This window comes from Flavobacterium sp. UBA7682 (assembly GCF_002482945.1).
Taxonomy (GTDB): domain Bacteria; phylum Bacteroidota; class Bacteroidia; order Flavobacteriales; family Flavobacteriaceae; genus Flavobacterium.
On the sequence record NZ_DLGY01000019.1, the window covers coordinates 47,017 to 62,549 of the forward strand.

General features: G+C 34.4%; 14 protein-coding genes. 7 read left to right on the plus strand and 7 right to left on the minus strand.

The features are described from left to right. Positions 1–127: 127 nt before the first annotated feature. The 3 genes from B3C16_RS04460 to B3C16_RS04470 form a co-directional block, all read right to left on the minus strand. The gene (locus B3C16_RS04460; RefSeq protein ID WP_121314567.1) at positions 128–1,672 is read right to left on the minus strand and encodes a serine hydrolase; all 1,545 of its coding nucleotides are present in this window, start codon (positions 1,670–1,672) and stop codon (positions 128–130) included. A gap of 82 nt (positions 1,673–1,754) precedes the next feature. After that, a complete protein-coding gene (locus B3C16_RS04465) occupies positions 1,755–2,543 on the minus strand; it encodes a TrmH family RNA methyltransferase (protein ID WP_291129229.1) in 789 nt (262 codons plus the stop codon). A gap of 51 nt (positions 2,544–2,594) precedes the next feature. After that, positions 2,595–4,328, minus strand: a complete 1,734-nt coding sequence (locus B3C16_RS04470) for a gliding motility-associated C-terminal domain-containing protein (RefSeq protein WP_291129231.1) — start codon at positions 4,326–4,328, stop codon at positions 2,595–2,597. 173 nt (positions 4,329–4,501) lie between these two features. On the opposite strand from B3C16_RS04470, the gene B3C16_RS04475 reads away from it, so the two are divergent. The 4 genes from B3C16_RS04475 (at position 4,502) to B3C16_RS04490 (ending at position 8,808) form a co-directional block, all read left to right on the plus strand. Then, entirely contained in the window at positions 4,502–5,479 is a 978-nt protein-coding gene (locus tag B3C16_RS04475; RefSeq protein WP_121314564.1) for a GNAT family N-acetyltransferase, read from the plus strand. Beyond that, on the plus strand, positions 5,476–6,600 hold the full coding sequence (locus B3C16_RS04480; RefSeq protein WP_291129234.1) for a DegT/DnrJ/EryC1/StrS family aminotransferase: 1,125 nt from the start codon (positions 5,476–5,478) through the stop codon (positions 6,598–6,600). Before B3C16_RS04475 ends, B3C16_RS04480 begins: the two co-directional genes overlap by 4 nt. A 4-nt stretch (positions 6,601–6,604) precedes the next feature. After that, positions 6,605–8,074: an oligosaccharide flippase family protein gene (locus B3C16_RS04485; RefSeq protein WP_121314562.1), complete on the plus strand. Its 1,470-nt coding sequence runs from the start codon at positions 6,605–6,607 to the stop codon at positions 8,072–8,074. A gap of 101 nt (positions 8,075–8,175) precedes the next feature. Next, entirely contained in the window at positions 8,176–8,808 is a 633-nt protein-coding gene (locus B3C16_RS04490; protein WP_233549852.1) for an acyltransferase, read from the plus strand. Here B3C16_RS04490 and B3C16_RS04495 read toward each other — a convergent pair whose 3' ends face one another. Continuing rightward, positions 8,809–9,942: a glycosyltransferase gene (locus B3C16_RS04495; protein ID WP_121314560.1), complete on the minus strand. Its 1,134-nt coding sequence runs from the start codon at positions 9,940–9,942 to the stop codon at positions 8,809–8,811. 145 nt (positions 9,943–10,087) lie between these two features. On the opposite strand from B3C16_RS04495, the gene B3C16_RS04500 reads away from it, so the two are divergent. Both B3C16_RS04500 and B3C16_RS04505 read left to right on the plus strand, forming a co-directional pair. Continuing rightward, the gene (locus B3C16_RS04500; protein WP_291129238.1) at positions 10,088–11,176 is read left to right on the plus strand and encodes a glycosyltransferase; all 1,089 of its coding nucleotides are present in this window, start codon (positions 10,088–10,090) and stop codon (positions 11,174–11,176) included. Further along, positions 11,169–11,573, plus strand: coding sequence for a sugar 3,4-ketoisomerase (locus tag B3C16_RS04505; protein WP_291129240.1), 405 nt, complete (start codon positions 11,169–11,171; stop codon positions 11,571–11,573). Before B3C16_RS04500 ends, B3C16_RS04505 begins: the two co-directional genes overlap by 8 nt. On the opposite strand, the gene B3C16_RS04510 is transcribed toward B3C16_RS04505, so the two are convergent. Both B3C16_RS04510 and B3C16_RS04515 read right to left on the minus strand, forming a co-directional pair. Next, positions 11,559–12,485 carry a glycosyltransferase family 2 protein gene (locus tag B3C16_RS04510; RefSeq protein WP_291129242.1) on the minus strand — a complete coding sequence of 309 codons (927 nt, stop codon included), beginning with the start codon at positions 12,483–12,485 and terminating at the stop codon, positions 11,559–11,561. The two genes, B3C16_RS04505 and B3C16_RS04510, sit on opposite strands and share 15 nt — an antisense overlap. After that, positions 12,485–13,381 carry a glycosyltransferase family 2 protein gene (locus B3C16_RS04515; RefSeq protein ID WP_121314556.1) on the minus strand — a complete coding sequence of 299 codons (897 nt, stop codon included), beginning with the start codon at positions 13,379–13,381 and terminating at the stop codon, positions 12,485–12,487. The genes B3C16_RS04510 and B3C16_RS04515 overlap by 1 nt, the downstream gene beginning before the upstream one ends. A 205-nt stretch (positions 13,382–13,586) precedes the next feature. On the opposite strand from B3C16_RS04515, the gene B3C16_RS04520 reads away from it, so the two are divergent. Further along, a complete protein-coding gene (locus B3C16_RS04520) occupies positions 13,587–14,870 on the plus strand; it encodes a glycosyltransferase family 39 protein (protein ID WP_291129245.1) in 1,284 nt (427 codons plus the stop codon). Here the strand turns inward: B3C16_RS04520 and B3C16_RS04525 are convergent. Beyond that, complete coding sequence (locus B3C16_RS04525) at positions 14,839–15,522, minus strand: cell division ATP-binding protein FtsE (protein ID WP_121314554.1); 684 nt, start codon at positions 15,520–15,522, stop codon at positions 14,839–14,841. The two genes, B3C16_RS04520 and B3C16_RS04525, sit on opposite strands and share 32 nt — an antisense overlap. Between the last annotated feature and the right edge of the window lie 11 nt (positions 15,523–15,533).

Consider the following 15,533-nt stretch of genomic DNA (forward strand, 5'->3'; position numbering starts at 1 on the left):
CATGTTCATTCAATTCTTAAAATTAGGAATAACTAGCGAGATGTGCAACTCTTATAAGGCAAATTCAAGAGAGAATTCCGAAACTTCGAGAACAAAAATGCAATGGATTGAATTTCAGTAAGAAAGTTTATTTTGCGCGACTAAAATCCAAATCATGGAAGTCATAACTAAAATCTGTTAAAGGCGAAATGGCTTCCATTTTGAAGTGATTGACTTGTCCATTTGTGTCTAAATCAAAGAAAATATGCGAATCGGCATTAAAACTTCTAACATCCCATTTTACGACAAAATTTTGGTCTTTGTAAAAGAAAATTTCCCCAATTAATCTTTTCGAACGTTTAGAAGCAAAGTATAATTTGCCTTTCTTTTCGAAAATGCTGACTTCGCCGAACCACTTATCGTTGTAAATGCCAATGTATTTTTTGAAATCGATTTTGATTTTATCTTTAGCGTTTTGAGCTACTTTTGCCCAAATTTGGTCAGTTATTTTATCGGCATCGTCTTCTTTGGCTTTTCTTTCCTGACCCAAATAAGCCAAATGGTCAAACTTGGGCAAGCCTAAATAACTGTCTTTAATAGTATTGGAAATGACCATAAAAGCTGTGCCACTTTGTTGATTGGTTAAAACAATAATTCCTAAATTAACATCCGGAATCATGATGGTTTGCGTTACAATTCCGTCCAAACCGCCGGTGTGAGAAACTTGTAAATGGCTATTGATGTCTTCCAAACGCCAGCCTAAACCGTAATTTCTGAAGTTAGAAATATAAGGATAAGTCTTTCCCATCGGTAAAATAGTTTGTGGTGTCCACATTTCTTTCCATTGTTTTTCACTGAAAAGTTGTTGGTTTTCCCCATATTTTCCTTTGTTCATTTGCACAATCAGCCATTGGCTTAAATCATTCACAGAAGCATACAAACCGGCAGCAGCGTCAAAAATGTGATTGGTATACCTCGGTACAATTTCCAGTTTTCCGTTGGTTGGCACATGCGGAACGATGGTATTAGTAGTATCTTTTAATCTTGACCATGAAGCCGCACTTTTGTTCATGCCAATAGGTTTCATCAAACGTTCTTCAACATATTCACACCAGGTTTTTCCGGATACTTTTTCAATGACTTCACCGGCAATAACATAAAGCAAATTATCGTAATCATATTTGGTTCTGAAGCCTGAAACCGGTTTTAAATATTGAATATTTTTGACAATATCCTTAGGGGTGAAATCATGTCCGTCAGGCCAAATCATTAAATCTCCGGCGCCTAAACCGAGTCCGCTTCTGTGCGTTAATAAGTCACGAATGGTGAATTCATTGGTTACATATTCATTATACATTTTAAACTCCGGCAAATATTTTTGGACTTTATCATCCCAATTGATTTTGCCTTCATCTACTAAAATCGCCAAAGCCGATGCGGTAAATGCTTTACTATTCGAAGCGATTCCGAATAACGTATTGGCATCCACTTTTTGTTGGGTTTTGATGTTGGTTACGCCATAACCTTTGGCGAAAACCAATTTTCCATCCTTGACAATTCCAACAGCGATGCCCGGAACATTAAAGGTTTTTAAGGTATTTTCAACCAGAACATCTACTTCTTTTTCTGTAATTTGGGCTGTATTGGTTCCAAAAGTTAAAATGGAAACCGCAATTAATAGTACTTTTTTCATGGTTATTTTTTATTGACAAAACCCTTCGACTGCGCTCAGAGAGACAATTTAGCGTTAAAATTCTAAAATTGGTTATCTTAATTTAAAATCCTCGTTGGCGTTTGGCTTCAAAAATCAAAATCGCTGCGGCAACAGAAACATTCATGCTGTCGATTTCGCCTTGCATAGGGATAATGATGTTTTGAGTGGCTTTATCGCGCCAAAGTTGGGATAGTCCTGTGGCTTCTGTGCCAACGACCAATGCGGTAGGTAAATTATAGTTTTGGGTATGGTATGCCGTTGAATTTTGTAACGTTGCGCTATAAAAATTGATGTTGTTTTTGATTAAAAAATTGATCGTTTCTTCTGTGGTGGCAGTTGCTATTTGGTTGGTAAACAAACATCCAACGCTGGAGCGAACTATATTGGGGTTGTATAAATCCGTTTTTGGATTGGCGATGATTACGGCATCCACTTTGGCGGCATCACAAGTGCGCAACATAGCGCCAATGTTTCCCGGTTTTTCAATGGCTTCCATCACTACAATTAACGGGTTTTCGGGTAATTTTAAATCAGAAAGTTGTAAAGATTTGATTTTGGCGACCGCTAAAATACCTTCTGTTGTATCTCTGTAAGCGAGTTTTTGATAGACTTCTTTGGAAATTTCTATTATTGGACTATTCGATTTTTGTATTATTAGATGGTTAGATAAATCAACTAATTCCGTGCAAATTAGTATCGTTTCCAATTCGTAATTTCCTTTGATAGCCAATTCAATTTCGCGAACACCTTCAATTAAGAAAGTGCCGGATTGTTTTCTGGCTTTGGCTTTGTCTTGTAGCAGAACCAAAGATTTGATAAAAGGATTTTGAGCGCTGGTGATTTGTTTCATTAGGCAGTTGTAATCTTGAAGTTACAGGACAAAATTACTAAGTTTTTCTTATTAATGAACTAAATACACATAACCGCTTAAAGGTTTTGGATAATCAGGGTCATTTAGATACAATAAATAGAAATAGGTTCCATCAGGAGCATTTTTGGTTCCTAATCCATCTTTGATATAGCCATCCCAATTTTGAGTGTTCTGATTACCGGTCCAAACTAATTTTCCCCAACGATTATAAATTTCTATTTTATAATTCAAGAAGATATTTTGTAAACCTCCAATGGTGAAAGATTCGTTTAGCGTGTCATTATTAACAGAAACAAAGTTGTAAACGGTTGGCGGACAATTTCGACTGGTCAAGAAAAATGAGGTTATTGCATAACAATTTTGGTTGTCTATTCTAACATAAATTTCTTTTGGCGTAGCGGTAGCAACATGATTGGAAGTATTTAAAATAGGGCTAACGCCGTTAATAGCATCTTCTTCAGTTTCGTAAAAAGCGACACTGTCTTCGGGATCAGTTTTGACCAATACTTCATAAGCTGAGAAATCAAAAGTGGCTTGCGTAAAGCCTTCGTTACAAGAAACTAAGTTTCCTAAATCATTAAAAGTGGGCGAAGTGTAAAGCGCTTCATTGGCTAAAAAAATATTGTTATTTTCCACTAACTCATTAACGATACCTGTTCCGTCGCCTTTGTCATCTGCTACGAATTTGATTTCAAAATTATTGGGAACCCAAATGGGTAAAACAATAGTTACTTGTGCTGTGATAAATCCGTCAATCGGAATGGATGTAGTGGTTTCAGTAACATCGACTAATTGTCCGTTGATGTAAATTGAAATCGGTGTTTCAGCCGGTAGCGGACCGGTACAATTCAAATTAGAAACCGTATAAGTCACTACTATGGTTCTCGAATTGCATTCTTTGTTGACTGAATTTATAGTCACACTGGCATCGGGTAACTGGTTGTTTAGCTTGGTTACAACCGAGTTTATCATCACAAAATCCTGAAAGGAAGTAAGCGATATTTCAGCAGCTGTATCTCCAACAGCAATAAGATTTTGTATGTTATAAATATCTAAATCCATATTAAACATAGTGGTGTTCCCGGTAACAGAATTGGTTCCGTTAAAAACATTAGTGGCCGGATTTAAGGGATTGCTCAGCAAATCACCATTGATCCTAAATTCTTCTGTGGCCAATGCCGCATCGCCTTCCCAAGCTAAAAAACCAACTTTAGAATTGAGGTTGTCAATGACATTTAAATTGGTTAAGGTTATTGATAGCTCATCGGGAACGCCTTCTAAACCGTCATAAACATTGATTTGATTTAAAGGTAAATTTGGGTTTTTGTAAATAATCACAATAGCCCATCCGGCAAAATTGGTTCTTCTTTGTAAATGCAAGTCTTCAAAAGGGGAAATATCAAGATTAGACAAAGTATAAGTGCCGTTTCCGGTGTTTTGTACTTGTGTAGTAACATCTTTAAAAGCACTAAAGTAAGTAAAAATGGTGCCGTCAAAATTCCTACTGTAACTAAAAGTCCTATCGGGTGTAATAGTTGTTGTATTTAAGGTTACTTCAAAATCCCCATCACCACATCCGGCCCAATATAGATATGCTTTTTCGATGACATCAGTCGGGCTAAGATTCAAGTTAGCCGCAGAAGAAGTAACGGTCACAGAGTTCAAAGTACTGTTGTTTTCCTGAGTATTTAAAGTGTTGCCCAAAAAGGTAAAATCATACCTTCCGTTGAATTGTTCATAAAGGGAAATATCTTGTCCGCTCACGCCGTAAATATTGAAGTGTAAGGCAATAAAACAGAGTAATATACGTTTTAAATTCAAGGCAATTTTAAATTTAGTAGGCTAAAATTAAGTAATTATTTTGGATTTCATATTTTTTGCCCAATGAATGCTATTAAAAAATAAATGTTTAATTTTCCAAAGTTTAAACCACACTTGTGAAAAACTATACTGTTAGACGTTATCATTCGGACGATTTTTTGCTTTGGAATGCTTTTATCGGCACGGCCAAAAATGCTACTTTTTTGTTTCATCGCGATTTTATGGAATACCATGCTGATCGGTTTGAAGACTATTCTTTAATGGTTTTTGAAGGACAAAAATTGGTTTCGGTACTTCCGGCGAATGTTAAAGATAATACGCTTTTTTCTCACCAAGGCCTGACTTACGGCGGTTTTGTTTTTGGAGAAAAGGTAAAATTAGGTGAAGTCATTACTGTAGTCAAATCAGTTTTGGCTTTTTTAAGCCTAAATCAGTTCGAAAGTTTTCAGTTGAAATTAGTTCCAAGTATTTATAATTGTTTCTTTTCTGAGGAGATTGAATATGCTTTGTTTTTGGCGAAAGCCCAATTAATCCGAAGAGATTGTTTGTCGGTAATTGACCTTAAGAAACCATTTTCTTTTACAAAAACCCGAAAAGAGAGTTTGCGACGTGGTATAAAAAACGATTTAGTCATCAAGAAAGAATTGAAGTTTGACCTTTTTTGGAACGAAATTTTGATTCCGAATTTAGACAAAAAGCACCAAGCCAAACCAGTGCATTCAGTAGAAGAAATAATAAAATTACAACAAAAATTCCCAAATAATATTTGGCATTTTAATGTCTATCACGAAGATAAAATTGTGGCAGGAACAACGGTTTTTATTACCGATAATGTGGCACATCCACAATACATTTCAGGCAATGAAAAAAAGAACGAATTGGGAAGTTTAGATTTTCTTTACAACCATTTGATAACCGAAGTTTTTAAAGATAAAATCTATTTTGATTTTGGTCCGTCACACGAAGAAAACGGCAAGAAAATCAATGAAGGTATTTTGTTTTGGAAAGAAAGTTTTGGCGCTAAAACCGTTGTTCAAGATTTTTATGAAGTGAAAACAAGCAATTATGGGTTATTAGAAAATGTTTTGATATGATAAAATTCCTCGACTTACATAAAATCAATTTGCCTTATCAAACCGCATTTCAAGAAAAAATGCAACAGTTTTTGGATAAAGGTTGGTTTGTTTTAGGCGACGAAGTCAAAACTTTCGAACGTGATTTTGCCCAATATTGTGGTGCTAAATATTGCATCGGCGTAGGCAACGGATTGGATGCGATGGTTTTAATTTTTAAAGGGTATATCCAACTCGGAAAACTGCAAAAAGACGATGAAGTTATCGTTCCTGCGAATACTTATATTGCCAGTATTTTAGCCATTTTGCAAGCGGATTTGGTTCCGGTATTGGTGGAACCAAAGTTGGAAACCTACAATCTCAATCCCGATTTAATTGCAGAAAGAATAACGTCAAAAACAAAAGCTATTTTAGCAGTTCATCTTTATGGACAACTGGCCGAAATGGATAAAATAAATAGTATCGCCAAGCAACATAATTTATTGGTTGTTGAAGATGCGGCGCAAGCTCATGGCGCAGCAATGAATTACGAATCACAAATTACGAATTACGAATTGCGAAAATCCGGAAATCTCTCTAATGCAGCGGCATTTAGTTTTTATCCCGCGAAGAATCTTGGTTCTTTAGGCGATGCCGGTGGAATTACAACCAATGATGCCGATTTGGCCAAAGTAATTTTCGCTTTGCGGAATTATGGTTCGGAACAAAAATATTACAACGAATTTATAGGAATTAATTCTCGTTTAGACGAATTGCAAGCCGCTTTTTTAAATGTTAAATTACCTCATTTAGACACTGAAAATCAGAAAAGAAAGGCTATTGTCAAACGCTATGTAGCCGAAATCAAAAACGATAAAATCACTTTGCCCTATTGGAATGGAAGTAATAATCATGTTTTTCATTTGTTTGTGATTCGAACCCAAAACAGAGAAGATTTACAAGATTATTTGAAACAAAAAAATATAGAAACACTAATTCATTATCCGATTCCGTCACACCAACAAAAAGCGTTAGCACAATGGAATTCGCTTTCATTTCCCATCACAGAAAAAATTCATCGCGAAGTATTGAGTTTGCCTTTGAGTCCGGTGATGACTGAGGAAGAAGTAACGAGTGTGATTCAAATTTTAAATCAGTATTGATTTCATGACGGATGCCCAATCTTCATACCGACAAATCATCAAATCAACCTCTATTTTTGGAAGTGTACAGGTTTTTAGTATTGTAATTTCTTTAGTCCGTTCCAAAATTATTGCAATACTAATCGGTCCGGCTGGAATTGGGCTTATCGGATTATTCAATTCGGCAATCAATTTAATTGGAAGTTTCACCAACGCAGGTATAGAAACCAGTGGTGTTAAAGCCATCTCAGCCGCTGAGAATAATCCCGAATCATTAGCCAAAGAAGTGTCAATTCTTAAAAGACTGATTTGGATTACAGGTATTTTGGGAGCGATTTCGGTAGCTGTTTTATCTCCATTTTTAAGCCGACTGACTTTTGGAAATGATCAATATACTTTAGCCTTTGTTTTAATTGCTTCTACCTTGTTATTTAAGCAATTAACCAACGGAAGTTTAGTTGTTCTTCAGGGATTAAGCAAGATTCAATATTTGGCAAAAGCCAATTTATTGGGTAATTTATTGGGATTGCTGGTTTCACTTCCTTTGTACTATTGGTTTAAAATAAACGGAATTGTGCCATCGATTGTCATTTCTTCTTTGATAGCGATGATGGTTGCTTTTTATTTTAGGGCAAAAATCAAAATTGAGAATGTCAAGTTGACCAATAAAGAAGTTTTTGTTGAAGGAAAACAACTCATTATACTTGGTTTTTCGCTTAGTTTAATTGGTTTACTAACTACTTTGTCTTCCTATTTACTTCAGGTTTTTATCAGCCATTATAAAAGTGTTTCCGAAGTTGGGTTTTACAGCGCCGGTTTTACGATTTTGAATACTTATGTTGGTGTGATTTTTACTGCGATGGCAACCGATTATTATCCAAGATTAGCTAAAGTTTGTCACGATAACCTTAAGGTAAAAAAGTTAGTTACAGAACAATCTATCATTGCTGTTTTATTGTTGACTCCAATCGTTGTAGTGTTTTTGGTATTTGCACCAACAGTTATTCGATTGCTTTATTCTAAAGAGTTTTTACCGATTGTGCCTTTGGTTTGTTGGGGTATTTTGGGCATGATTGTCAAAGCGGTTTCTTGGTCGATGGGTTATGTTTTGATTGCCAAAGGAGATTCCGGAATATTTATTAAAACGTCTGTTTTTTTTAATTCCTTATTTTTAATAATCAATATTTTAGGATTTTATTTCTATGGATTGGAAGGATTAGGGATTACTTTTTTGGTTAATTATATTATTCATTTTTTCGGATTGAAATTAATTACCGCAAAGCGATATGATTTTGAATTTGATAAGGAATTTTACCGGTTATTTTCGTATTGTACTTTTATCTGTTTGGGAACTTTTTTATCTTTAAATATTGAATCGATTATTTTAAAGTATATATTGCTGTCAGTTTTAATCCTGATTTCGTTGGGATTTTCATTTGTCCAATTGAATAAAAGGCTGAATTTTAAAGATTTATTTTCCGGAAAGAAAGAATAAATATGGGAATGTTAAGAAACTTATATCAGAAAATACAATTTTATTGCTCCATCAATTGGACAAAAACGCTGTATTTTAATTTTAAAAAGTTTCCTTTTTCCTTGGCTAAAAAACTTCCGATTTACTTTTACGGTAGTGTAAAACTCAAAAACATTTCCGGCGAAATAATTCTCAATGCACCCATAAAATCAGGAATGATTGGCTTTGGTCAGCCTTACGAAATTATTTCCCGTTCCAAAGGTATTGCGGAATTTAATTTAGAAGGCAAAATGATTTTTAATGGACATGTCCAATTCGGGAAAGATTATTTGGTTCATGTTGGTCCAAATGCCATTTTAGCAATGGGCAATATGTCGTCTTTAGGCCATAGCGGAAAAATCATTTGTTTTGATAAAATCACTTTGGGTGACTTTGCGAGAATAGGTTACGAATCCCAACTTTCCGACACGACTGTTCACCAAATGATTGATACTGTTTCGGGTGAAAAATATCCGTTTACTGCGCCAATAAAATTAGGGAACTACAATTATATTAGCAACAGAGTGACCATTTTGTCCAATACCAATACACCTGATTTTTGTACAATTGCTTCAAACAGTTTGTGTACTAAAGATTATACTTCTTTTGGACAAAATGTACTTATCGGCGGTATTCCTGCAAAATTGTTAAAAAGTAATATAGCCAGAGATTGGCAAGGTGAGATGAGTCAATTAGAACAATGGTTGAAAGTGTAATTATCGGTGCCAAACGGCTAAAAATTTCCCGGCAACAGTCAGATAATCATGCTCTTTTTTAATAAATTTTCGAGCTCGTTGCCCCATATTTTTTATCGCTTCCGGATTTTCAATTAAGAATGACAATTGGGTAACCAAATAATCTACCTCAGGAAGTGCATTGACAGCTACTTTATCCTTTAGATTGTAATGATTTTCAAAAGTTTTACTCGCGTTGGTAAAAACCACTTTGCCTTTTGCCATCGCTTCCAATGCGTTGCTGCCTTGGTCGTGACCGTATAATTGATCTAAAACGATATGCGCTTGATTGTAGCGGTTGATGTAATCGTTGTAAGGCACATTTTCGGTTACAAAAACATCAATTTTGGCGTTGTATTTTTGCTGAACTATTTCCAGTGCTTTTTCAAAATAATCATTGCCTTTTTTGAAATAACTTTCACGGTTAATCCCATGAAAAATAATAATTCTGTCACCGATTTTTAATTCGCTTTCAGGAAATTTTGTTAAATTAATCGGACTCGGAATCAAACCTAAATATTTGGGATGATTTTGTAATGGAATGTGATAATCAATGTCGGTGGCAATCACACCTTGAATGTTTTGATAAATAAAGTCATGTAGTTTTTCAAACGATTTTCTTCTGAATTTTAAAACATTTGAAAAGGCTTTATCTGCAATTTTTCCGTCCAAATAAGGTTGTACGATCGAAGGGTTTTCCGGATGGTTAAAATTGTAATTCACATATTCATAATCATCTCCGGCAGAAAGTAAAAAGACCTTTTTATTGTTTTTGAAAAGATAGTTTAAAATCTTTTTCTCGTATTGGAAGTCGCAAAAAAAACTGTTTTCATTAATGAGTTGTACCACATCAAATCCTTGAAAATACTGTTGGTTTTGCTGAAATTGTTTATACGTTAAATAAGAAGAAATGTCAAATCCGGTCAGTTTTAAAACCCCCAATTTCACTTTTTTCAAAAAACCGTAATCCCATTTTTTAACCAAAGGAAAATCAACGGGAAAATCCTTGAAGCCATCTTTGAATCCCAAGATAGTAACTTCGTTTCCCAACTCGAGCAAACCTTCTTTTAAAGAATTGTGTAGCCGACTGTATTCTCCAATGAGTAAAATCTTCATTATGTTCCTATATTTCTTCTGTTTTTGTTATTGTTTCTAAGGTCAGAGGTAAACTCCATATCAATTTTTAAACGTGTTTACCTATATTTACGCTGACAAAAATTGATGTCGTTTTGAAAAAATATCTCTGCAATATAAGTAAGAAATGAAAAACAACAATAAAATCGCTATAGTTTCCGCTTCACTTGGTGTTGGCGGCGCTGAGCGTTTTGCCAGTTTGTTAGGATTGATGTTGCACAATTTAGGGTATGAAGTACATCATATCATCATTTTGGATTTCGTAGATTATGAATATCAAGGCAAATTGGTCAATTTAGGACAATTGTTTGCCCAAGAAAAAGGTGTTTTTAGAGCGATTAAAAAGGGAAAATATATTGCCCAATACTTGCACGAAAACCAAATCGAAACCATAATCGACATACGGTCTCGACCAATGTTATTGCGTGAAATTTTCACCAAATGGATTTACGGCAATCGAAAAACCTATTTCATGATTCACAGTTCAGATATTGAAATGTATTTGCCGAAATCTGTTTTTTGGGCCAAATATCTTTATCAAAAGGCGACGCAATTGGTATTTGTTTCCAATGAAATCGAAGAAAAAGTCAACGCCAAATATGGCTTTAACAATACAACAACCATTTACAATCCGGTAGTTTTTACCGAAACCGTTTTTGACAAACCAAACAATGTTCCGCAAAGCTATTTTATATTTTTTGGAAGATTGGAAGACAAAATCAAGAACTTGACTTTGCTGATTGAATCTTATGAAATCTCTAAACTTCAAGAGAAAAAAGTTAGTTTACTTTTAGTAGGCGATGGTTCTGATAAAGACGCTATTTTGGCTAAAATCAAAAGCAAAAATCTCAACGATTTTGTTAAAGTGTTGCCTTTTCAAAAAGACATTGTTCCTTACATTCAAAATGCAAGAGCTACGGTTTTGACCAGTTATTTTGAAGGTTTCCCGATGTCCTTGGTGGAATCTTTAGCCGTTGGAACGCCTGTGATTTCAGTAGATTGCGAAACCGGTCCAAGAGAAATTGTGCAAAATAAAGTCAACGGATTATTAGTAGAAAATCACAACCCAAAAGCTTTGGCGGAAGCCATGAATTTGATGATTGAAGACGAAAATTTATACCAAAACTGTAAAAATAATGCTCAGAAAAGTGTAGAACATTTATCTTTGACAACCATTGCCCATCAATGGCAAAATTTATTAAAAGCAAATGACTAGTATAAACGACGCCAAAATCATCGAAATTCCTAAAGTTCACGACACGCGTGGGAATCTTTCTGTTATAGAAAATGAGGTTATTCCTTTTGAGATGAAGCGTGTTTATTATTTGTATGATATTCCCAGTGGCAGCCGGCGTGGTGGTCATTCGCACAAAGAACAACAGGAGTTTTTGGTGGCGTTAAGCGGTAGTTTTGATGTTATTCTGAATGATGGACAAAGTGAAAAAAAGGTGACTTTGAATAAACCCAATCAAGGTTTGTTAATTCCGCAAGGCATTTGGCGCGAATTGGAGAATTTTTCTTCAGGTTCGGTTTGTTTGGTCATTGCTTCGGAAGTTTTTGTAGAAGCCGATTATATTCGTGATTACGAGGAGTTTTTGTTATCTAAAAACTGATTTTCCCAAACCTATTTTAGCTAAAAAGTTTTTGAAACTAATCAAGGATTTTAATAAGAGACTTGGCAATTGCAATAGGATTTCTTTTTTCCAGCCTATTTTTTCCAAATCGATTTCTTTGTAAAGTAATTTTGCTGTTTCAAAATCACCGTTCAATTTGCATTTAATTACGGCTGAAAATCGGTTCAAATCCAAGTATTGTTTCAGTTTTGGATTTTTCTTTTCTTCTAAAGCGTATTTTTCAAAAGTATAAGGTTCAAAAAAGTAAGTCAGATTGCGGGAAACACTGCTTTTGTCATAAACATATTTGGCCAAAATCTGCCAAAGAAATACAATCGGATATTGAAGGCCAATTCGAATCCATAACTCAGTGTCTTCGCCTTTTTTGATATTGGTGTCAAAGTGTCCAACGCTTTCAAAAACACTTTTTTGAAAAACCGAACTTGATGTCCAAAGCACACATTCTTTTTGACTTGCGGTAAAAAAATCAACGATTTCAAAATCTGCTTTTTTGTCAATTGAATAATTCGCCGGAAAGGTTTTATTCTCTGTTTCCACTTCAATTGCGCACGCAAACACTTTTTGTTCGGGAAGTTTTTGACAGTAGTAATGCATGGTTTCCAGAAAATTCGAATTCCAATAATCATCGGCATCTAAAAAGCAAACATAATCGCCTTGGGCTTTTTCAATTCCGAAGTTTCTTGCTTTGGCAACGCCTTCATTTTTTTGAAAAAAATATTGAATACGACTGTCTTTAAAAGTTTGGATAACAGTCTCGCTATTGTCTGTTGAGCCGTCATTAACAATGATTATTTCAAAGTCGGTATACGTTTGTTTCAAAACACTTTCTAGCGTTTCGCCTACAAAGTTTTCTTTGTTGTAAACCGTTATAACTATTGAAAAATTGGGCATCAGCGTGAGTTTAATTGGCAAAAATAACCTAAACGATAAACGTCAAATATAAAAATGGATGGGTTTTTTGAAAGCAAATTTTTAATGAAATACTTTTTTAAAATTTTGAATAGAAACGCTGTCGTTTTTACCAATTTCAATTTTTCGAGTTTAGCATACATTTTAATCAAAGCAGTATCATTGGGTTCGATGATTTTCTTGTCAATAATGTGTTTCAAATTCTCCAAAGAACAATGCGATTTCTCTAAAAAAACGGAAGATGTTTCTAGATTCAGATGAAAGGCCGGATTTTCGATATGGTGTATGGGAATGTTATTACTTTTAAAGCCTAAAATTAAGACCACATCTTCATAACCATAATTGTAAATGTTATTGTCAAAAGGATGTGCCATTACCCATTTTTTTTGGACTAAAATATTCGAGATTAAAGTATAATGATAAGGATTTGTCAATCTTTTTTTTAACGGAATTTCTTCTCTGTTTTTGCCAAAAACCCATCTCAGGACTTCATTATCTTTAGGTTTTTCATCAAAATAAATAATACCTCCAAAAACGGCTTGTTTGTCTTTTTTACTAATGCTTTTTAAATAAATTTTGATGAAGTTTTTACTCTTGGGAAACATGTCGCAATCCATTAATAAAATCCAATCATATTGGGCTTTCGCTACCAAGGCATTTCTGTTTTGTCCACGACCTAAATTGGTTTCATTGCGCTCAAAACGACAGTTTTTCAGTTGGTTTATCTTTGAGTTGATTTCCGTATTTTCGTTGACCGGAGAAGCATCATCTTGAACGATGATTTCAAATTCGATATTTTCCAAAAGGATTTGATTGTGCAATTCCTGTACTAAAGGTAAAGTGTTGAAGTTGTATGTTGGAATAAGGATTGAAATCATTTACAAAAGCGGAATTTAATAATACCTTTACAAAGAAATATATTTTTTGGTAATATTAGCACTATGAACCGAATTGATTTAGTAAATCTTAATTTACATGGATTTTCGTTCAGCTATTTTTAATTGTAAATTTTAGTTGTATAACCCTTCAAATTCAGGTATATTTTTTACTGTAGATTTACAATAGACTTCAAATAAAATCAGTATGTTGACAACAAATAAGAATAGTTTGACTTCCTTTTGGAAAAAATACCGTTATCATTTCCTTATTATTATTGTGGGTTTGTTTTGTTTGGAAACCTTAAACTTTCTTTTGCAATTAGACCTGCAAACCAAAGTTTATCCCGATTGTGAGAACTATTTGGAATCAGCCCAAAAGATGTATCATAAATTCACAGGTCATTATTACCGACCGATGGTGATGGCTTTTATTACCGGATTTCCGTATTTATTCGGAAGTTCAGATGCCGGAATTTTTCAATGGAGTTTGTTGGTCAATGTTTTTTGTTGGTTAGGCACTTCGATACTTCTATTTGAAATTGCGAAGTATTTTGTCAAAGAAAAAGTGGCTTTTGTGTTTGCGATTTTTCCTTTTTTTTTCTTGGGAAATATCATTTGGAATTTTCACATTTTGACCGAAAACATTTTTGTTTTTTTCATCATGTTGGCCTTTTATTTATTGTTCCAATATTATAAAACCAAGAAGTTTTGGTATCTGTCATTGGCTTTGGCTTTAGTATTGTCGAGTATGTTGGTCAAACCGGGCGCTAAGTTTTTTGCAATTATAATTACACTGTTTTTTATCAAAGAAGTTTTTAGAAACTACAAGTCAAAAAGCATGATTTTTGTGTATGGAAGTCTATTAATGATTGCCATTCAAGTAGTGGGAATGCGCGTGCAGTATGGCGATTTTACCATCAGCTACATTGACGGTGTGACCTATCACAATTATCTTTGTACTAAAGCGAAATGTTATGAAAACGGGCAGGAATACATTGGAAGGAACAATCCGAGAGGAGAATATTTGTTTGGTCTGAATTTTACTGACCAAAAGAAAGTGGCAACGGAAGATCTTAAAGACCAAGTTAAAAACAATTTTCCGAATTTGATAAAAGCCTATTTTGATGATGTACTCGATAATTCAATAACCGGAAATGTTTGCATTGAAAATTTGATAAATCATGAGAATAAAGATAACTTTTCGTTTTGGAAATCGTTAGTTTTTGAGGTGACCAAATGGCAAAACAGAATCTTTACTTTGCTGGCGATATTGCTTTCCGCCTACTTTTTATTCAAGTACTACAAAAAAGAACGTCTGTACTTTTTTATAGCGTTTTTTATTACTTATATTATTGTGTTGTCAGGAGTGTCGTGTGGTCAAGGCGATAGATTTCACCTCGTGACTTTTCCGTTTGTAATTTTGCTATTGGCTAAGTTTTTAACCGATGTGAATGGGATTAAACCGTCTTCTGAACGACTTCAAAAATAGTATTGTCTTCACATTTCAACGTTTTCGATGGGAATTTCATAATCACCGCATAATCGTGCGTAGCCATAATTACCGTTTTGCCATTTTCGTTAATTTTTTTCAATACAGCCAAAACTTCCGCGCTTGTTTGCGGGTCTAAATTTCCCGTTGGTTCATCTGCTAGGATTAATTCCGGATCGTTCAATAATGCTCTCGCAATCGCTACTCTTTGTTGTTCTCCGCCCGAAAGTTGGTGCGGCATTTTGTTGGCAATTCCTTTTAAACCAACTTTTTCTAAAACTTCGTCGATTTTGTCTTGCATCGCTTTTTCATCACTCCAACCGGTAGCTTTTAAAACGAACAACATGTTTTTGTTTACGCTTCTATCGTGCAATAATTGAAAGTCCTGAAAAACAATCCCAATCTTTCTTCTCAAAAACGGAATGTCATTTTCCTTTAAGTTCACCAAATCATAGCCCACAATAGTTCCGGAACCTTCAGTCAAAGGCAAATCTCCGTATAAAGTTTTCATAAAACTACTTTTACCCGTACCTGTTTTACCAATGATATAAAGGAATTCGCCTTCTTTTACTTCAAGGTTAACTTGTGATAAAATCACTTTCTTTTCCTGATAAATCGTAACGTTTTTTAAAGATAAAACTGTTTGTGACATGAGTAATTTGG